This is a genomic window from Enterovibrio norvegicus (assembly GCF_002876705.1).
GTDB classification, from domain to species: Bacteria; Pseudomonadota; Gammaproteobacteria; order Enterobacterales; family Vibrionaceae; genus Enterovibrio; species Enterovibrio norvegicus_B.
In genome coordinates, this window is record NZ_MDAG01000035.1 from 67,433 (window position 1) to 85,672 (window position 18,240).

Consider the following 18,240-nt stretch of genomic DNA (forward strand, 5'->3'; position numbering starts at 1 on the left):
CTAGAATCGAAAACAAAGCCATGAATTTTTTCATTGTTACTCTCCTATTGTTTGGCTCTTTGCGAGCCATATCACTTATCATGTTAGACGTATGTTGTGTTTTGTGATGAAAAATAAGATTTAATTTTATTCATGATGATTTTAAGGCTTCCTTTTGGAATATCGTATGACGTTCCGTATGAGAAGACTCATGAAACATTCTTATCATTGTTCATGCGCGTCACACCGCTTACAATAGCGCCCTTACGGAGCTCTCTCCGCATCACTCAAATTTTGCCAAACGTAATAGGATTAACATGAACGTTAAAACACGTTTTGCTCCAAGCCCAACAGGCTTCTTGCATGTAGGCGGTGCGCGCACTGCACTTTATTCATGGCTTTACGCTAAACATACTGGCGGAGAGTTTGTCCTTCGTATCGAAGACACTGATATTGAGCGCTCTACTCAAGAAGCAATCGATGCGATCATTGAAGGAATGCAGTGGTTAGGTTTGGATTGGGATGAAGGTCCTTACTACCAAACCAAGCGTTTTGATCGCTATAACGAAGTGGTAGATCAGCTACTCGCTGAAGATAAAGCCTACAAATGCTATGCACCAAAAGATCTTCTCGATGAAATCCGTGAGGAGCAGATGGCATCGGGTACTAAGCCTCGATACGATGCCAATCACCCGCGAGTCATTGCGGCAAACGCTGAAGCAACAGAAAGTTCTCCTTTTTGTATTCGCTTCCGCAACCCTAAAGAAGGGACGGTTGCATTCGAAGATAAAATTCGAGGCCGAATCGAAATTGCAAACAGCGAGTTGGATGATTTGATCATTCGTCGCACTGACGGCAGTCCGACCTACAACTTCTGTGTTGTTATTGATGACTGGGACATGGGCATTACTCAGGTTGTTCGTGGTGAAGACCATATCAACAATACACCTCGTCAAATCAATATTTACAAAGCCATTGGCGCAGCGGTACCTGAATTTGCACATTGCTCAATGATTTTGGGTGATGACGGTGCGAAATTGTCGAAGCGTCATGGTGCTGTGAGCGTGATGCAATACCGTGATGAAGGCTACTTGCCACAGGCGCTACTTAACTATTTGGTGCGTTTGGGTTGGTCTCATGGTGACCAAGAAATCTTCTCTCTAGAAGAAATGATCAGCTTGTTCAGCCTTGAATCTGTGAGTAAATCTGCGTCAGCATTTAACACAGATAAGCTTCTTTGGTTGAACAACCACTACATCAAAACGTCTGAGCCTGAATATGTGGCTAAATACCTTCAATGGCATCTTGATGCTAAAGGTATTTCAACGGAAAACGGTCCAGCAATTGCTGATGTTATTGCTCTTGTGGGTGAGCGCTGCAATACATTGATCGAGTTGGCTGAGCAATGTCGCTACTTCTACCAAGATTTCGAAGAGTTTGAAGCAGGCGCTGCGAAGAAACACCTTCGACCTGTTGCTAAAGAAGCGCTTGAACTCGCACTCGTAAAAGTAAAAGCGCAAGACGTATGGACGGTTGAAAACCTGCACGCGGTGATCGCTGATACGTGCAGTGAGCTCGATCTTGGTATGGGTAAAGTGGGGATGCCACTTCGCGTTGCGGTTACGGGTCAAGGCCAATCACCATCGGTTGATGCTGTGATGGCATTGGTTGGACAAGCGCGCGTCGTTTCTCGCATTGAACAAGCATTGGCGTTTATTGCTCAACGTGAAGTGCAATAAGTTCAAATAGTACGAATCTAAGCCTCGCTACGCGAAAGCCCCTCGTTTTTACGAGGGGCTTTTTCTTTGTTCAACGCCTATCGATAAGCAAATGAATAGGCTTTCTTGCAATTTCTCACCTTCGAATGAAATGAATTCTGCGTCTGAGCTCACTTTACGCGGTTTAGATTTTAGTGATCTTGGATTAGATATTTCTTTTCGAGAAGAAAGTGTGTGAGTCAGATCTTTGTTCTAAGTGTTTATCTAAAAACTGTTGATATTTATACAAAATAACAATCCAATAAGCTATTGAATAATAAGGGTTTATATCCTTTTAGATGTTAACTTTGAACTAATTCAAACTTCATTCAGCTGCGTGTTTTTTTTTAATCGATACGAATTAAGCTGCACATCGTTGATATATCGAATCAATAAATAAACACCGGTGTCGTTGCTCACGGCGGCCAACTAAGAGCGACGAACTCTTCACCGGGCATTTACTTTTTAAGGAGTTTTCCATGGACAAAACTTTTAAACGTTCACTTCTAGGTATGGCAGTTGCTGTTGCAGCAATGTCTACTTCTGCTAACGCAGCAATTGAACTACACGGACAAGCGGTACAACTTTACGGTCAAGCAGCGGCTTCTTACCAAGTATGGGAACCAGCAGGTAAAGGCGACACAAACGCAGGTGTTGAAGTTGAATCTCGCATCGGCTTCAAAGGCGTTGTTGAGTTTGATGATTTCGCGCCTAACTTTGTATGGCAAATTGAATCAGGTAACGCGAACAACCGTGACAGCGGCACTGACCCGTGGAACAAATACCACGGTATCCTAGGTGGTCGTGACACATACGTTGGTCTTGATTTCGAAAGTATCGGTACTCTGACATTTGGTCGTCGTACTAACCCTGTTTACGATTACGTTGACTGGCCACACACCAACCCTGGTCTAGGTAACGTATTCGACTGGAACAACGCTATCGGCGCTAGCTACGAAGACCGTGCAGATAACATGCTGCGTTGGGATTCTGCTAACTACGGCGGCTTCAACTACAAAGCATCTTTGAGCGGCATGGGTACAACAACTGATGCTGCTGTAATCGCGGTATCTGCATCGTACACTGGCGAAAACTTCAGTGTTCACGGTGGCCACTACACTCAAGGTGAATACGAAACAACTGCAGATGACGTGACGTCTAAAGCTGGTAATGTAGATTACAGCTTGGTTGGTGGTAGCGTATGGTTTGGTAAAGCAACCTTCACTGCTGCATACAAAATGATGAACAACGACCTTGAAGGTAAAGTTGATTCTCAAGACGCAATCTCTGTGACTGGTCAATACTGGCTAAGCGACAAGTGGTTGGCGAAAGTAGGTTATGCAGAGTCTTTCGAATCTGACAAAGCAACTGCTGACAACTCTTCAACTGCAATCACTGGTCGTATTTTGTACGCACTACCAAGCTGGGTACTGTACGCAGACGTTCGTAACTATGAAATGCTGAACGACAAAGAAAACGCAGGAAGCGGTACTCGCTTCATGATCGGTACTGAATACTACTTCTAAGCTGAAATTTTTCAGATGTTAAGTAAGTATTAATATTAGAGCGAGCCTTCTGGCTCGCTTTTTTTCTATATGTACCTGTGTTCAAAATTGGGTTGAATTTTAAAAGTCGATATTACATAGACGCGTGGATTTGTGTTAAAAGTTGAACGTTAGTTTTAGAGTTGGCTAGAAGGTTTTCTAATGAAATTTTTAAAATATGTTTTCGCGCTAGTAGCGCTGTCAGTATCTTCAGGTGCTATTGCTGATGTGACCGTAAAACTGCATCGTGACCTTGAGTTTATGGTGATAAATGGCGAAGAGCTGGGTTTTAATTTTGGAACACAGAAAGAGCAAGTATTGCCAAATGGTCAAAACCAACTTGTTATCCGCATGAGTAAATTACTGCCTAATGGCAGTTCTCATGATAAATTTAATTCTCGCCCTATCGTCGTTACCTTTGATGCAAGTGATACCGAGTTTGAGTTTGCGCCAACCCGTAGAATCGAGTCTGAGCGTGATATCAGTGGATTCGATCAAAAGCCCTCAGTTAGAATTGAAGGCGAAAATCACGTTGAGTTTCATCAGGGGATCTTATTGAGAGGCCCTGGTATTTTACCTGACCTTGCGAGAGATTTAGCTCTCTACAACAAAAAGAATGGAATGCAAGGAAGTGTGCAAACCGTTGTTGAAACCTCAGAGGTTGCTGTTAAGGCTAGTGCACCTGTTAGTGCTACAAAGGCCACAACAGCCACAACAGCGCCTTCAGAAGTGACGAACAATTCATTTATCCTACTTCAAGCTGATTTTTTACGTATGTCACCAGAGCAGCAAAAAGCCTTCCTATCTTGGGCAGTACAAAACGTAAAATAACATTGATGGTTGAATAGTTTTTCGAGCAGAGGCTTTGTCATCGACGAGGCCTTTTCTTGTTTAAAGTGGCAAGTAACACACGATGTAAGACTAGAGGCGAATCTTGAAAAGTGAGGATATCGTCATCACCAATCATGAGCATTGACTATCTGCTTAGGTGTCATTTGATTGGATGTGTTTTTGAGCGTTGATTGACTGAAAATGGCGCTCCCACAGGGACTCGAACCCCGATCGATCGCTTAGGAGGCGACTGCTCTATCCTGTTGAGCTATAGGAGCATTGACGCTGCAAGGTGGGATTATGCAGCGCCGAAAGCCAGTATACCTAAATACGAGATCAGGTTAAGGGGTATCTGACGTTATTGAGTGTGTTTGGTCACCATATCACCAATTTGTACACTTGAACCGAGTTCCACTGGCGAGATAGAGATTTCTGACGAGTTTTCATACACGCGTGTGACGGTGAGTAGCATGTCACTTTTCTTGAGCTGGGTGCGGTGCGTACCGTATTGGTCGGTAAAAGACGCGTTATGCCACAATGACAACTCATCACCATACTTCACACCATGAACACGTCCGGCATTAATTTGCCCTCTCTGACCGTTAATTTGCACGACTTCTGGTGTCGTTGCGCGGCACGCCAAATGCGTTTCTAAATCTAGCAACACGTTTCTGCTCATTCGCTGCGCCATCTCACCGTAAGCGGATGTCCAAAAACGGGCGGTTTTGGTATCGACTTTGCTGTGTCGCTCAAAAGGCCATTCGGCGATATCGCGATACAGGTTCTGATAAATCACGTCTCCCGACTTTCCGTCGATCACATCGACAGACAATGCCAATTGTCGGTTGGTTTTGTCTTTTCTCAATACCTTGGTATCGATCGTTGCTGACATGTCTGTGATGTTCCCAACCAGTAAATATTGTGCACCTGTGTCTTCTGCGATCATGGTGGCAACATCAGGTTGGGTAGGGGAGATGGCATGAGGCGTAATGCCTTGAACCACAAAGCTTTGTGCTTGAGTTTCAAACTGACGTTGAAGCAAAACGGTGAAGTCATCACCGAAGCGGAAAATACCGCCGAGTGCCGCATGGTCTGGAGACACAATGTCAAAGCGCCCCATCACAAGCCCTTTTTTGTATTGGTTCTTGTGGCAAGCATTTGCCGTTGGGTAAATATCAACCCGAGCAGTCAATTTTATGACGCCATCAGATTGCTTGGATTTAAGCACTTGGACGTGGCGAATCTCATTTCCGCTGAATTGATAGTCGTTGCGGGTCTCTTTGAGGTAAGGACGGATTGCTGTTAGGCCAGCGATGTCGGCACCCGAGAATTTCATCGCCTGATAAATGGCGTCTTCAAGCGCGCGTTCTCGGGCTTGGTCTTTGTTCTCTAAAATGGTGCTGACGCCAGTGACCTCATACCATGCCGCGTTGGCTGACGGTGCTGAAAGTGCAATACAAGCAACCAATGGCTTAAGAATTTTTTTACGCATAGCCCTGATATCCAATAGTAGGTATAAAAATTGCTAGACCAAAATACATCGCAGTAAAAGCGGCAACGCGGTTAGCAATACATTGCACGAATAAACCGTATAGATGCAAATAATGTTCCCAAAAAATGGTGCGATAAATGGATTTGAAATTTCACACGTTTGATGCGGTGGAATATCAGGCGTTAAACGTATCCGGAGCCAGACGACAATGAAAAACTGGATAGTGATATTACTGAGTCTCGCAACCGTATCTTGTGCGTACAACCCGATCTATAACGGTAAAGAACCGTATCCGGGGAGCCAATTTCTGTTGCAACAAACACCTCGGCACACTCTCGACTATTTTCTCGATGGTTTGGCGACCGAATTGCTTGAGACAAATAACTACCTGACGGCAAGAACGCCGATGGCAGTGGTGTCGTTTGTTGACGTCGAAGAAATGGATGAAACCAACTGGCTCGGCAATTCTGTGACAGAAGGTATGATCTACCAAATGCAGCGTCGTGGTTTTACGGTCATTGATTTTAAAACCACTGGGGCCATCCGTGTGACGCCTGAAGGTGATTTCACCCTTAGCCGTAACTGGAAAGAATTGAACCCTGAACAGCAAATTGACTATGTGCTGACGGGCACCATGTTGCGTCAAGGCGGCGGGGTATTGGTTAATGCGCGCATTGTTGGCATGCGTTCACGCGTTGTAGTGGCTTCCGCGCAAGGCTTCTTGCCTGCAGATCGCATCGGGCGAGACATTGATACACTGCGAAAAGTGCGCATTGTTGATGGCGTTATTATTCGTGGCGACAAACGCAAGCACGTGTCGGATACCGTCACATTGAAGCCTTGATAGGCGAAAACGAACAAACAAGATTGATGAGTGGAGTTCACATGAAAATTTGGCTAATGCTGACAATGGTAATGCTGCTCAATGCTTGTCAGCCTATTACACGTATTCGTTCTGATGAAGTGCTTACTGCTGTGGGTACCGCGTCGGTCACCGCTCAGCGTGGTGAAACCCTAGAAGAAAAACAGTTTCGCGCCATGCGCGCATCAAAACTCGAAGCGTATAAAGAATTATCCGAACAGGTTTACGGCATTCGAGTAAGCGGGCTGACACAAGTGGATGATCAAGCGCTAGGCATTGATAAAACCCACGGTGCGGTCGATGGCATCATTCGTGCTGCGGAAGTTGTGAGCACTTATCAGGTGGGCGACAGCTACGTCACAGAGCTTGAGTTGAACCTACGCAAAATGAAGAAGATGACGGAATACGGTGAGTCTCACCATGTGCCTCGTAACGACGCGATCATTTTCTAAGCGTGCTCTTTTCGCGTCATACTGTTGAATACGACAAAAGCAGCCATGGGCTGCTTTTTTTATTTGGTTTCTATTCTGATGTTTTGTTCTAAAACGGGAAGCTTGAACGTTAACTTACGCTTTTATGTTGGTACCGAGCGTGCGGCTGCCAGACGCTTGACCTTCACTGTCATAGGTCATTTCACTTTTCCCTGTGGCTTCCTGAAATAAATTACGAAGCTTGTGCATGCTGAGCTGAGCGCGCTGAAGGGCAATGCCGTTATTTTCGTTTTGCTGGTGGCATTGAGTGAGAACGTCTTGAATGTTGATGATCTGGTCTTTTGTTTCGTCAGAAGGAGAGGCGAGCTCAGGGCATCGAGCAAGAAATTGGTCGCGTTGACGTATGGCATTTATCAAAGCGAGCTTTTGCTTTGCGAGGGCGTCAATATCCGTTGCTTTGCGAGAAGCAATCGCCGATGTTTCGGCTTGCATCACGTCAAGTAATGCGTTGACGTCCTCAGCTTGTGCGCTGAGTTGTTGTTCGAACGTGAGCGTTTCGTCAGGCATCGTCAATTACTTGATACTACGAAGCTCATCTTCGTGCTTCATGATGTTGGCCGCAAGGCGGTCTGCATCGACTTTGTAAGATCCGTTTGCGATGGCGGCTTTAATCGCAGCGACTTTCGCGCTGTCAAAATGTGCTTCACTTGCCATTTGTTGATTCATAGCGCCAATCGCTCGACTCTCATCGCTCATTGAAAATGCATCACCTCGGGTTTGGCGAACATCACTCGCCGCGCCTGTTTCCGCTGCTGCATTTTGCGTTTTGTTTTGATTGCTTCTGTTCGTGTTAATGGGTTGACCAGAACGCAAATGATCAATACTTGCCATAATAAAACCTTTTAAATGCCCGAACCTTCTGTTGCTCACAGTATCGGCCGTACTTATATGAACTTTAGCACTTAATTTCAGGAAACTAGAATTTTACAATCACCTGGCCGACGGAGGTTATTGTAGCATCGACGATTCGATTCGATTTGCTGTTCCGTACTTTAATTTGTTCGCCGAGAGCACCGTCACTCAATGCTGTACCTTTTGCAATAATATTCAAGCCACTGCCCGTTGCTGTGATAACGACCTCATCACTTCGACACACCATACAAATGTCATTACCTTGTACTGGCTGCCCAATACCTACCACGCGTTTAATGCGTGAACCCACAACCGTCGACACGTCTGTATACGTTTGACCGCGTTGAAAGCGAGCATCAACAAGTTGAACGGTTAAATCGTCGTTTGTAAGCATCACACCGCGATCTAACGGGCGTTTTGCTACCACGACCGGTGTAAGTAGACTGATTTGCACAGGTACATAAACCTGCCAGTCATCTACTTCACACGTAACCATTACCGTCACGCTTTTGTTCAATGATTGTCGTCCAGGAACGGAGACATCAAGAGGTGACGGGCAATTTGAAAGGCGTAATCGAGAGTCGAGGTTTCCGGCTTGCACATTTAGTTCCCCCTGTGCGGGCGGGGTTATCAAAGTCGTAACATATTCCTCTGCGGCAACTTTTACAGCTTCAAGTTGATTTGCCGGAGCAGCGGCTATAATGGAGCTAAAGCCAATGAGAAATGTGCCGATAAAGAGACAAGCTAATCGTTGGTAACACATAAGTCACAAATTGGTTAGTATGTTAAACATAGCTGCAGTGTTCCACGAATTGGTTCGACGATGAAGTTTGTTGAGCCAATGTTTGCTGCAATACGATAAAAAATCAGGGCAACATGGAGTTTATCTTATGTCGGGGATTCTTGATACGGTCAATCAGCGTACACAATTGGTGGGTCAAAACCGCCTAGAGCTATTGACCTTCCGATTGATGCGAAAACAACGTTACGGCATCAATGTGTTTAAGGTAAAGGAAGTACTCCAATGCCCTAAGCTGACTTCCATGCCAAATTTGCATCCGCTGGTCAAAGGTGTGGCACATATTCGTGGGCAAACCATTTCAGTCATCGATATGAGCCTGGCAACGGGTGGGTTACCAATCACAGACCCAGAAAACCGCTTTATTATCATTTCAGAATTTAACCGCTCCACTCAAGGCTTCTTAGTGGGTTCGGTTGAGCGTATCGTTAACATGCATTGGGAAGCGATCCTGCCTCCACCAGAAGGTACCGGTAGCTCGAACTACCTCACTGCTGTCACTGAGATTGAAGGCGAGCTGGTAGAAATTCTCGACGTAGAGAAAATCCTAAACCAGATTTCACCGGTGAACGAAGATATTAGTGAGGAAGTGCTGGCCAACAAACCGGTATTTGAAGAGGGCGGTTCAGACCCAACAACTGTGCTCGTTGCTGATGATTCAAGTGTCGCCCGTCGCCAGGTAAAACGTGCAGTGGAAACCATTGGCTATAATGTTGTACTCGCACATGACGGCCGAGATGCACTGGAAAAACTCCAGGGTATGGCGGCTGAAGACACTATTAACGATCTTGCGCTCGTCATCTCAGATATCGAGATGCCAGAGATGGATGGTTACACCTTAACAACTGAAATTAAAAAAGACCCTAACCTCAAAGATATTCATGTAGTATTGCACTCGTCTCTCAGTGGTGTCTTCAATGAAGCTATGGTACAGCGAGTTGGGGCAGATGCATTCATACCGAAGTTCGACCCAGATGAACTCGGCGAAGCCGTAATGAACGCGGTAAAAGGTCAAGAAAACTAATCCATGACGAATATAGCGATCACAGAACAAGAGTACCGTGATTTTTGTAAATATCTCGAAAGCAAATGTGGCATTGTTCTTGGCGACAGTAAGCAATATCTCGTAAGAAGCCGACTTAGTCCGCTTCTTACACGCTACAAACTCGCTTCGATGTCGGAGCTGTTTCAGCTTGTACTGACCAACCGCAATCGCGATTTGGCCGTTGCTGCTATTGATGCAATGACAACAAATGAAACCTTATGGTTTCGGGATACCTATCCATTTGATGTTTTGGCAAACAAACTGCTGCCAGAGGTAGCGGAAAACAAACGCCCAATCAAAATTTGGTCAGCGGCAAGCTCATCAGGACAGGAACCGTACTCCATCGCGATGACGATTCAAGAAGTGCTTGCGAGGCGACCTGGCCTTTTTCAAAGCGCACAAATCACTGGTACCGATATTTCTTCAACCATGCTGGAGAACTGTCGCGCAGGGATTTATGACAATTTGGCATTGAGCCGAGGTTTGTCTCCTGAGCGTAAGCGAAAATTCTTCGAAGATGCTGGCGAAGGCCGCATGAAGGTGAATGATTCATTAAAGCGCATGGTGACGTTCAAACCTCAAAACTTGATGGAAAGCTACAGCTTACATGGCAAGTTTGACATCATTTTTTGTCGAAATGTGCTGATCTATTTCTCGCCGGAAATGAAAGCACAGGTATTAAATCAGATGGCATCAAGCCTTAATCCTGGAGGATATCTGTTGCTGGGCGCATCGGAATCTCTGACAGGATTGACGGATCGTTTTGAAATGATCCGTTGTAACCCGGGCATTATTTACCGTCTGAAATAGGCAAACACACGAACTACGTAAAAAGCGGCACAGAAGTTGCCGCTTTTTTTGTGCCTGATGGATAGTGAAAGCATAAAAATTAGCACTGAAAAATAAAGTAATACATTGAATAATAACTACTAATTTTACTTTTTGATAATGAGTGATGAAAGTTGGCATTCATATTGCTTTTCTATCAATAGAAAATTTTAGGAGGTTGCCACATGGCAATATCGTTCGATAAAGCGCTGGGGATTCATCAACACACTGTCGGTGTGCGCTCTCAGCGGGCTGAGACACTGGCAAGTAACCTCGCGAATGCGAATACGCCGGGTTATAAAGCTCAAGATATGGATTTCGAACGTGCGCTTCAAGCGGCAACTTCTGGGGCAAGCATTGGCCTGAGCCGAACGGATGGGCGGCACATTACTGCCTCTTCACAAGTGGATGGCCAAAAGATGTACCGTGTTCCAAATCAACCTGACACTGGCGATGGCAACACCGTTGATGCGCAGGTAGAACGTAACTTATTTATGCAAAACGCACTTGAATATCAGGCGTCGCTGGACTTTCTTGGTTCTAAGTTCAAAAACATGTCCAAGGCACTGAAAGGGGATTAATGGATGAGTCTATTTAATGTGTTCAACGTCACCGGTTCTGCCATGAGTGCAGAGTCTGTTCGACTGAATACCACGTCCAGTAACTTGGCGAACGCGAACTCTGTCAGCAGCTCAGCTGAAGAAACGTATAAAGCACGTCACCCTATCTTTGCCGCGGAATTGAACAAGTTTGCGTCGCAAGGCCAAAGTGTTCCAGTACGTGTTGAAGGTATCGTGGAGAGTCAAAAGCCACTGCGTGCCGAATTCAATCCTGATCACCCAATGGCAAATGCGGAAGGCTACATTTTCAAACCAAACGTAAATGTAATGGAAGAGATGGCCAATATGATTTCGGCCTCCCGTTCCTATCAAACCAACGTAGAAGTGGCAGAGGCAAGTAAACAAATGCTGATGCGTACACTACAGATGGGTAAGTAAGGTAGAAGGACGGCATTATGAATCCGATTGATGGCGCAGGTGGTGCAGGTGGCGGTAGCTACATTGACCAACTCAAAGCCCTACAAGAAAAGCAACGCACAGAGCGCGGTGATACGGGAGAAAAAGTCACAGGTCAAACTGACCTGAATCAAGAAGACTTTCTTTCACTATTGACCAAGCAGCTTGCGAACCAAGACCCGTTCAAACCGGTTGATAACGAACAAATGATTGCCCAAATGGCATCGTTCGCGACCGTTGATGGCATTGGCAAAATGAATGAACAATTTGGTTCGTTGAATGCAGCGATGACGTCGAGCCAAGCGCTTCAAGCATCGTCACTGGTCGGCCAAGATGTATTGGTGCCAGGTAACGAGAGCTTTAAAGCAGCCGCGGGTGGCATTGCAGCCATGGTTAAACTGCCTCAAGCGATGAATGACGTCATGGTACGTATTCAAAACGAACAGGGTCAGTTACTTAAAAACTTCAGTATTGGTGCGAAATCACCGGGCGATCACCGCGTAGAGTGGGATGGCTTGGATGACAGTGGCAATCCATTGCCGGAAGGCAAATACACCATGAACGTAAGCGGCTTTGTTGATGGAAAGTCTCAAGACTTCGAACTATCGACTTACGCCAATGTAAACAGTGTCCTACTGGGTAACGGTGATGGCAACGTCATGCTAAACATCGCAGGTTACACATCACCGGTGAAACTCACCGAGGTGCTTGAAGTAGGTAATGCTAACGTCGGCGGCGCGAGCAAAGGTTAAAGGATAGAGGAGTTCCAGCAATGGCATTGAATATCGCACTGAGTGGCCTAGCGGCAGCTCAAAAGGACATGAATACCACCAGTAACAACATTGCGAACGCCAACACTTTTGGCTTTAAAGAATCGCGCGCTGAATTTGGTGATGTTTACTCGGCTTCGATTTTCTCGAACGCAAAGACCACTACGGGTAGCGGTGTGCAAACCTCTATTGTGGCGCAGCAGTTCCATGAAGGCTCAAGTATTTACACCAACAACCCACTTGATCTTCGAATAAGCGGCAACGGCTATTTCGCCGTGGCGAATGACAAACTGGCGACACAAAACAACGTGTTGACCCGTAACGGTGCTTTCCACTTGGATAAAGACAACAACGTCGTTAATTCTGAAGGTCAGTACCTATTGGGTTATAACGTAGATACTGAGACCGGCCAAGTGGGTTCGTTTGAGCCAAAATCACTTCAAGTGCCAGATCAATTTGGTCAGCCTCGAGCATCTGAGAATGTTGATATAGGGCTCAATTTACCAGCAGGTGCAGAAGAAAAAGCACCAGCGTTGTTTAATATGGAAGACCCTGACACCTACAATAAAGCAACATCAGCAACCGTATTTGACTCACTGGGTCAGCCATATAAGTTAACCACCTACTATGTAAAAGATAACCAGACACCAAATAAATGGGCTGTTTATTATTCTGCAACAGACTCCACGGGAGAAAAGCCCGTTAGTCTTGCGGGGGGGGACTTCACAAATTCCACTGGCCACGTAGGTCACTCTATTGAATTTAATAGTGATGGATCAGTGAATACAGTTAATGGTGGCAATCCGATCCAAACCGTTGAATTTGGTCCTAACGGGGCAAACCTAGAAATGAACGGTGCGGATGGATCTCAATCTCTAGCGATAAAATTTGAAGAACCAACGCAATATGCATCACCGTTCGAAATGCGTAAATTTAATGAAGATGGTGCAACCACAGGTTACCTTGCAAAAGTCGATATCGACCCGAAAGGGACCATCATGGCGACGTATAGCAACGGTGAAAACGTTGCACTAGGCCGAGTAGCAATGGTTCGTGTTTCTAATCAGCAAGGCCTTTCACAAGCGGGTAATACGCAGTGGAAGGTCACACAGCAATCTGGTGATGCTGTATGGGGTGAAGCAATGCAAGGTGCCTTTGGTAAAGTGAAAAGCGGTACCATCGAGCAATCAAACATTGATATGACCCAAGAGCTGGTGGATTTGATCACCGCGCAACGTAACTTCCAAGCGAACTCGCGTTCACTGGAAGTGGGTAACTCGATGCAACAGACTATCCTTCAGATCCGCTAATCGGTTCATTGATCGATACGTGAAATTGCCGCTTGCATGTCAGGCGGCAATTCATTTCCGACAATTCCCCCCTTTCTCTCTTCTGTTATTGTATGTTTAGTGCACTAATGCCTTGTAAATTCGCATTATTTTAAATTGGCACCCTTCTTGCTTTATGTCTTGCATAAGCGACAGGAGAACGTCAAATGGATCGCGCATTATTCCTCGCCATGAGTGGCGCAAAACAAGACATGCAAGGCATGCAATTACGTGCCAATAACCTGGCCAACGTAAGCACCACAGGCTTTCGTGCTGATTTAGAGCAGGCACGAGCAATGCAGGCTTATGGTGAAGGTTTGCCAACGCGCGTATTCAATATGACTGAGCGTCCAGGGCACAGCTTTGCTCAAGGTTCAACCATCACGACAGGTCGTGAACTTGACGTTGCTATTAAAGGTGACGGTTGGTTGGCGGTATTAGACGGGACGGGCCAAGAAGGTTACACCCGTGTGGGTAACTTGAAAGTGGATCAAACCGGTATGCTGCAAAATGGCCATGGGCATTTGATCTTGGGGGAAAGCGGCGCACCTATCTTCTTACCATTACCGGTGTCAAAAATTGAAATCGGTACGGATGGCACTGTGTCTGTGTTGCCGCAAGGTGCACCACCCGAAGCCATGGAAGAAGTGGATCGCATCAAACTTGTTCGTCCTGACAACAATGATTTATTCAAAGACAAAAATGGCGTGTTCAAGCCTGTGAACCCAGGTGCCACGTATGCCGCTGATGCAGGGGTCACTCTGCTTACTGGCGCGCTAGAAGGCAGTAACGTCAACGCCATTGGTGAAATGACAGGTCTGATTGATCTTCAACGCCACTTCGAAATGCAAGTCAAACTCATGAAGACCGCCGAAGAAATGGATCAAGCATCCAACTCTTTGCTGCGCCTGGGTTAATTAAGAGGGAATCATTATGCATCCAGCTTTGTGGGTGAGTAAAACGGGCCTAGACGCTCAGCAGACCAATATTTCGACCATTTCTAACAACTTGGCGAATGCCTCGACAATTGGTTTCAAAAAATCCCGTGCCGTGTTTGAAGACTTGTTCTATCAAAACATCAATCAGCCGGGCGGCCAGTCGTCTCAAAATACTGAATTGCCGAGCGGTTTGATGTTGGGTGCCGGTGCTAAAGTCGTGGCGACACAACGTGTGCACAGCAACGGTAATGCGCAAACGACCAATAACGCCTTAGATCTGATGATCGAAGGTGACGGTTTCTTCCAAGTCTTGCTACCCGATGGCAACATCGGTTACCAACGTAACGGCCAGTTCACGCTGAATGATGAAGGTGTGATTGTAACGACAGGTGCGGGTTACTCCCTTGAGCCTGAAATTGCTGTGCCGCCTGATGCGATTCAAGTGACTATCGGTACTGACGGAGAAGTCTCTGCTCGACTGCGTGGCCAAACGGCAAACGCCGTGTTGGGTCAGATAACGACGGTAGATTTCATCAACCCAGGTGGCCTTGAGCCAATCGGTCAAAACCTTTACTTGCCAACGGGTGCCAGTGGCGACCCACAAGAAGGTGTGCCGGGACTTGATGGGTTAGGCAGCATTCGTCAATCAATGCTGGAAACCTCGAACGTTAACGTCACCGAAGAGTTGGTTAACATGATCGAAGCGCAACGCGTTTATGAAATGAACTCCAAAGTCATTTCTTCTGTCGATCAGATGCTGAGCTACGTGAATCAGCAACTTTAATGGAGTAAAGCGCGGATGAAAAAGTTACTAATAACAAGTTTGATGCTGGTGACTGTATCGGGTTGTAGCTTGATGGATCCAGAAGCTCTCCTTGCTCAAAATGAAGTGGCAGAAGCCACCACAGAGACCGATGCCGTTGAAGGCAACACAGAGCCGCAGGGCGAAGGCTTGATTGGATTACTGCGTCAGCGTGAAGACGCGATGGCAGGTGATCCTTCTTGGTCACCATTACATCCGCCACGCCAACCTGAGCACTACACAACAGCCACAGGTTCGCTGTTCAGTATTGCACAGGCGCAAGATCTTTATGATGACACCAAACCGCGCGGCATTGGCGATATTGTCACCGTGTTGTTGGAAGAAAAAACACAAGCGAAAAAGAGCGCTAGCACCGATGCGAACAAATCGAGCGATTTGAGCATGGACCCGCTTGAAATGGGGGGGCAAGAAGTCACTATCGGTGATTCCAACTTGTCTTACGCCGCGGGTCATGACAACAAAACCAGCGGCTCAACCAGTGCCGATCAGAGCAACAGCATTAGCGGCTCGATCTCTGTTGAAGTGATTGATGTGTTGGCGAACGGCAACTTGATTATTCGCGGCGAGAAATGGCTGACACTGAACACGGGCGACGAATATATTCGCTTGAGCGGCACCATCCGTCCTGATGACATCAGCCAAGAAAATACCGTGGCTTCAACGCGTATTTCGAATGCGCGCATTCAGTATTCTGGTACTGGCGATCGACAAGATACGCAAGATCAGGGCTGGTTGGCACGATTCTTCAATGTTGTTCTGTAAACGTAATGACGTTGTCGGAGATTTGACGTGAAGAATTGGCTAACGCTTTTATTGATTGCTGCACTGGCAAGCCCCATTGCCCATGCTGCCCGCATCAAAGATGTGTCGGAAGTGGCGGGTGTGCGCAGTAACCAATTGGTCGGTTACGGCTTGGTGGTAGGCCTTGCGGGTACTGGGGAAAGCACGCCTTTCACCGATCAAAGCTTTAATGCCATGCTGAAAAACTTCGGCATACAGTTGGCACCTGGCACCAAACCGAAAACCAAAAACGTGGCAGCCGTTGCTGTGAGCGCCGAGCTTCAGGCGTTTGCAAAGCAAGGTCAGAAAATTGACATCACAGTGTCATCGATCGGTTCGGCGAAAAGTCTGCGCGGTGGCACGTTAGTCCAAACCTTCTTGAAAGGCCTTGATGGTAAAACCTACGCCGTGGCACAAGGTAACCTCATTGTTGGCGGTTTCAGTGCAGAAGGGGCTGACGGCTCAAAAATCGTGGGCAATACGCCGACAGTGGGCCGAATCACCAACGGTGCAACGGTAGAGCAAGAAGTCCCGTCTCCATTTGGGCGTGGCGACCACATTACCTTTAATCTTTTTGAATCGGACTTTACGACCGCACAGCGTATGTCAGATTCTATCAACAGCTTCCTCGGCCCCAATACTGCCGCAGCGATGGATGCGACCTCGATTCGTGTTCGCGCACCGCGTGACTTGTCTCAGCGCGTTGCCTTCTTGTCGACCATTGAAAACCTCGAATTTGTGCCTGCCGATGCCGCCGCGAAAATTATCGTGAACAGCCGCACTGGCACCATCGTTGTTGGTCAGAATGTACGCCTTCGTCCCGCTGCGATTACCCATGGCGGCATGACAGTCACGATCAATGAAAACTTACAAGTCAGTCAACCGGGCGCATTCTCTGGGGGAGAAACCGTTGTCGTGCCTGATTCTGGTGTCGAAGTATCAGAAGAAGATGGACGCATGTTCCACTTTAAGCCGGGCGTGACCTTGGATGATTTGGTTCGTGCGGTAAACGGTGTCGGCGCAGCGCCGTCTGATTTGATGGCCATCTTGCAAGCGCTCAAGCAAGCAGGGGCTATCGACGGTCAACTGATAGTGATTTAAGCCCATGAAAACGCCCATTGATACCGGATTCATCCATGACCTTAGCCGCTTAGACTCGTTGCGTCAGAAAGCATCGAACGGCGATGGGAAACAATCAGATGAAGCCATGCGTGCAGCGGCTGAACAATTTGAAGCGATTTTTACGCAGATGTTGTTTAAATCAATGCGTGAGGCGAATGACGCCTTCAAATCTGACTTGATTGATAACCGCACGTCAAAGTTCTACGAGCAAATGGCTGATGAGCAGCTGTCGAGTGCCTTGTCTCGTGAAGGGTCGCTCGGGCTTGCGGATTTGATCGTTCAGCAATTTAAAAGCGCACAAGGTGAGCCGATGGATGTCGGTGAGAACACGGCAAGCGGGCGTATCGATTTATTGCCAACTTTGCGTGTTCCTCCTGTGAATACAGACGAAGAGCTAGTGCTTCCAAATCTCGAAGCGTTGGAACAGGCGATCAAGCCGAACGTTGAGGTGCAGCCTCAGCAAAGCGCATTGGCCCCTGAGATGAACGCCAAGCCTTTTGAAACGCCGGATGAGTTTGTTTCTCGACTCACGCCTTATGCGCAGCGAGCCGCGAGAAGCTTGGGCACTGACCCGGCGATGTTGATAGCGCAAGCGGCACTGGAAACGGGCTGGGGTAAGAAAGTGATTGCGAATGTCCGTGGCAATAGCCACAACTTATTCAACATCAAAGCTGACCCTCGCTGGGCTGGGCAAAAGGTCGCCACTCAAACACTCGAATTTCACAATGATATTCCTGTGCAGGAAATGGCGTCATTTCGATCCTATTCTTCCTATCAGGACAGCTTTGATGATTATGTCCGTTTTTTGAATACCAACCCTCGCTATGCGACCGCCCTTGAGCAGTCGGAAAAGCCTGAGCAATTTATTCGTGGCTTACACAAAGCGGGGTACGCAACCGATCCGCAATACTCTGACAAAGTGATCAGTGTGTTCAATCGTGTTAAAGGTCTGATGGACCAATAATTCCGAACGTTACGTCTCG

At 46.9% G+C, this 18,240-nt stretch carries 20 protein-coding genes and 1 tRNA gene; 16 read left to right on the forward strand and 5 right to left on the reverse strand.

Annotation, left to right across the window (positions count from 1 at the left end; all coding sequences use genetic code 11):
• The first annotated feature begins 296 nt into the window (after positions 1-296).
• From gltX to BCT27_RS17050, 3 genes are all read left to right on the forward strand, one after another.
• Complete coding sequence (gene gltX / locus BCT27_RS17040) at positions 297-1,718, forward strand: glutamate--tRNA ligase (protein ID WP_102396330.1); 1,422 nt, start codon at positions 297-299, stop codon at positions 1,716-1,718.
• A 497-nt stretch (positions 1,719-2,215) separates the two neighbouring features.
• Positions 2,216-3,262 carry a porin gene (locus BCT27_RS17045; protein ID WP_102318274.1) on the forward strand — a complete coding sequence of 349 codons (1,047 nt, stop codon included), beginning with the start codon at positions 2,216-2,218 and terminating at the stop codon, positions 3,260-3,262.
• A 180-nt stretch (positions 3,263-3,442) separates the two neighbouring features.
• Complete coding sequence (locus BCT27_RS17050; RefSeq protein ID WP_102396331.1) at positions 3,443-4,111, forward strand: YccT family protein; 669 nt, start codon at positions 3,443-3,445, stop codon at positions 4,109-4,111.
• Positions 4,112-4,313: 202 nt separating this feature from the next.
• On the opposite strand, the gene BCT27_RS17055 is transcribed toward BCT27_RS17050, so the two are convergent.
• Both BCT27_RS17055 and BCT27_RS17060 read right to left on the reverse strand, forming a co-directional pair.
• A tRNA-Arg gene (locus tag BCT27_RS17055) sits at positions 4,314-4,389 on the reverse strand.
• 80 nt (positions 4,390-4,469) lie between these two features.
• Complete coding sequence (locus tag BCT27_RS17060; RefSeq protein ID WP_102260470.1) at positions 4,470-5,603, reverse strand: flagella assembly protein FlgT; 1,134 nt, start codon at positions 5,601-5,603, stop codon at positions 4,470-4,472.
• Positions 5,604-5,811: 208 nt separating this feature from the next.
• Between BCT27_RS17060 and BCT27_RS17065 the strand changes: the two genes are divergently transcribed.
• A complete protein-coding gene (locus BCT27_RS17065; protein WP_102396332.1) occupies positions 5,812-6,447 on the forward strand; it encodes a FlgO family outer membrane protein in 636 nt (211 codons plus the stop codon).
• 41 nt (positions 6,448-6,488) lie between these two features.
• The gene (locus tag BCT27_RS17070) at positions 6,489-6,917 is read left to right on the forward strand and encodes an LPP20 family lipoprotein (protein ID WP_017009331.1); all 429 of its coding nucleotides are present in this window, start codon (positions 6,489-6,491) and stop codon (positions 6,915-6,917) included.
• 114 nt (positions 6,918-7,031) lie between these two features.
• Here the strand turns inward: BCT27_RS17070 and BCT27_RS17075 are convergent, their stop codons facing one another.
• The 3 genes from BCT27_RS17075 to flgA all read right to left on the reverse strand — a co-directional run bounded on the left by BCT27_RS17075 (position 7,032) and on the right by flgA (position 8,571).
• Complete coding sequence (locus BCT27_RS17075; protein ID WP_102396333.1) at positions 7,032-7,463, reverse strand: flagella synthesis protein FlgN; 432 nt, start codon at positions 7,461-7,463, stop codon at positions 7,032-7,034.
• A gap of 6 nt (positions 7,464-7,469) precedes the next feature.
• A complete protein-coding gene (gene flgM, locus BCT27_RS17080; protein ID WP_017009333.1) occupies positions 7,470-7,787 on the reverse strand; it encodes a flagellar biosynthesis anti-sigma factor FlgM in 318 nt (105 codons plus the stop codon).
• 85 nt (positions 7,788-7,872) lie between these two features.
• Positions 7,873-8,571, reverse strand: coding sequence for a flagellar basal body P-ring formation chaperone FlgA (gene flgA, locus BCT27_RS17085; RefSeq protein ID WP_102391981.1), 699 nt, complete (start codon positions 8,569-8,571; stop codon positions 7,873-7,875).
• A 127-nt stretch (positions 8,572-8,698) separates the two neighbouring features.
• On the opposite strand from flgA, the gene BCT27_RS17090 reads away from it, so the two are divergent.
• From BCT27_RS17090 to flgJ, 11 genes are all read left to right on the forward strand, one after another.
• A complete protein-coding gene (locus tag BCT27_RS17090; RefSeq protein WP_102396334.1) occupies positions 8,699-9,631 on the forward strand; it encodes a chemotaxis protein CheV in 933 nt (310 codons plus the stop codon).
• A gap of 3 nt (positions 9,632-9,634) precedes the next feature.
• Positions 9,635-10,462, forward strand: a complete 828-nt coding sequence (locus BCT27_RS17095) for a CheR family methyltransferase (RefSeq protein WP_017009336.1) — start codon at positions 9,635-9,637, stop codon at positions 10,460-10,462.
• Between the two features lie 203 nt (positions 10,463-10,665).
• Positions 10,666-11,061: a flagellar basal body rod protein FlgB gene (gene flgB / locus BCT27_RS17100; RefSeq protein ID WP_017009337.1), complete on the forward strand. Its 396-nt coding sequence runs from the start codon at positions 10,666-10,668 to the stop codon at positions 11,059-11,061.
• A gap of 3 nt (positions 11,062-11,064) precedes the next feature.
• Positions 11,065-11,478 (forward strand): flagellar basal body rod protein FlgC, encoded by a 414-nt coding sequence (flgC, locus tag BCT27_RS17105; protein WP_017009338.1) that lies wholly within the window; start codon positions 11,065-11,067, stop codon positions 11,476-11,478.
• Between the two features lie 17 nt (positions 11,479-11,495).
• Complete coding sequence (locus BCT27_RS17110; protein WP_017009339.1) at positions 11,496-12,248, forward strand: flagellar hook assembly protein FlgD; 753 nt, start codon at positions 11,496-11,498, stop codon at positions 12,246-12,248.
• Between the two features lie 20 nt (positions 12,249-12,268).
• Complete coding sequence (gene flgE / locus BCT27_RS17115) at positions 12,269-13,576, forward strand: flagellar hook protein FlgE (protein WP_102396335.1); 1,308 nt, start codon at positions 12,269-12,271, stop codon at positions 13,574-13,576.
• A gap of 185 nt (positions 13,577-13,761) precedes the next feature.
• Positions 13,762-14,511, forward strand: coding sequence for a flagellar basal body rod protein FlgF (locus BCT27_RS17120; protein ID WP_017009341.1), 750 nt, complete (start codon positions 13,762-13,764; stop codon positions 14,509-14,511).
• 16 nt (positions 14,512-14,527) lie between these two features.
• Positions 14,528-15,316, forward strand: a complete 789-nt coding sequence (gene flgG / locus BCT27_RS17125; protein WP_017009342.1) for a flagellar basal-body rod protein FlgG — start codon at positions 14,528-14,530, stop codon at positions 15,314-15,316.
• 15 nt (positions 15,317-15,331) lie between these two features.
• Positions 15,332-16,117 (forward strand): flagellar basal body L-ring protein FlgH, encoded by a 786-nt coding sequence (gene flgH / locus BCT27_RS17130; RefSeq protein WP_017009343.1) that lies wholly within the window; start codon positions 15,332-15,334, stop codon positions 16,115-16,117.
• Between the two features lie 27 nt (positions 16,118-16,144).
• Complete coding sequence (locus BCT27_RS17135) at positions 16,145-17,236, forward strand: flagellar basal body P-ring protein FlgI (RefSeq protein ID WP_102391979.1); 1,092 nt, start codon at positions 16,145-16,147, stop codon at positions 17,234-17,236.
• A 4-nt stretch (positions 17,237-17,240) separates the two neighbouring features.
• Positions 17,241-18,221: a flagellar assembly peptidoglycan hydrolase FlgJ gene (gene flgJ / locus BCT27_RS17140; RefSeq protein ID WP_102396336.1), complete on the forward strand. Its 981-nt coding sequence runs from the start codon at positions 17,241-17,243 to the stop codon at positions 18,219-18,221.
• Positions 18,222-18,240 lie beyond the last annotated feature (19 nt).

Coding starts and splice junctions, on each gene's coding strand:
- BCT27_RS17070 (WP_017009331.1), top strand. CDS start 6,489: ATGAAAATTTGGCTAATGCTGACAATGGTAATGCTGCTCAATGCTTGT.
- flgA (WP_102391981.1), bottom strand. CDS start 8,571: ATGTGTTACCAACGATTAGCTTGTCTCTTTATCGGCACATTTCTCATT.
- flgB (WP_017009337.1), top strand. CDS start 10,666: ATGGCAATATCGTTCGATAAAGCGCTGGGGATTCATCAACACACTGTC.
- flgJ (WP_102396336.1), top strand. CDS start 17,241: ATGAAAACGCCCATTGATACCGGATTCATCCATGACCTTAGCCGCTTA.
- flgM (WP_017009333.1), bottom strand. CDS start 7,787: ATGGCAAGTATTGATCATTTGCGTTCTGGTCAACCCATTAACACGAAC.
- BCT27_RS17095 (WP_017009336.1), top strand. CDS start 9,635: ATGACGAATATAGCGATCACAGAACAAGAGTACCGTGATTTTTGTAAA.
- BCT27_RS17060 (WP_102260470.1), bottom strand. CDS start 5,603: ATGCGTAAAAAAATTCTTAAGCCATTGGTTGCTTGTATTGCACTTTCA.
- flgC (WP_017009338.1), top strand. CDS start 11,065: ATGAGTCTATTTAATGTGTTCAACGTCACCGGTTCTGCCATGAGTGCA.
- BCT27_RS17090 (WP_102396334.1), top strand. CDS start 8,699: ATGTCGGGGATTCTTGATACGGTCAATCAGCGTACACAATTGGTGGGT.
- BCT27_RS17045 (WP_102318274.1), top strand. CDS start 2,216: ATGGACAAAACTTTTAAACGTTCACTTCTAGGTATGGCAGTTGCTGTT.
- BCT27_RS17050 (WP_102396331.1), top strand. CDS start 3,443: ATGAAATTTTTAAAATATGTTTTCGCGCTAGTAGCGCTGTCAGTATCT.
- flgE (WP_102396335.1), top strand. CDS start 12,269: ATGGCATTGAATATCGCACTGAGTGGCCTAGCGGCAGCTCAAAAGGAC.
- BCT27_RS17075 (WP_102396333.1), bottom strand. CDS start 7,463: ATGCCTGACGAAACGCTCACGTTCGAACAACAACTCAGCGCACAAGCT.
- flgG (WP_017009342.1), top strand. CDS start 14,528: ATGCATCCAGCTTTGTGGGTGAGTAAAACGGGCCTAGACGCTCAGCAG.
- BCT27_RS17065 (WP_102396332.1), top strand. CDS start 5,812: ATGAAAAACTGGATAGTGATATTACTGAGTCTCGCAACCGTATCTTGT.
- flgH (WP_017009343.1), top strand. CDS start 15,332: ATGAAAAAGTTACTAATAACAAGTTTGATGCTGGTGACTGTATCGGGT.
- BCT27_RS17110 (WP_017009339.1), top strand. CDS start 11,496: ATGAATCCGATTGATGGCGCAGGTGGTGCAGGTGGCGGTAGCTACATT.
- gltX (WP_102396330.1), top strand. CDS start 297: ATGAACGTTAAAACACGTTTTGCTCCAAGCCCAACAGGCTTCTTGCAT.
- BCT27_RS17120 (WP_017009341.1), top strand. CDS start 13,762: ATGGATCGCGCATTATTCCTCGCCATGAGTGGCGCAAAACAAGACATG.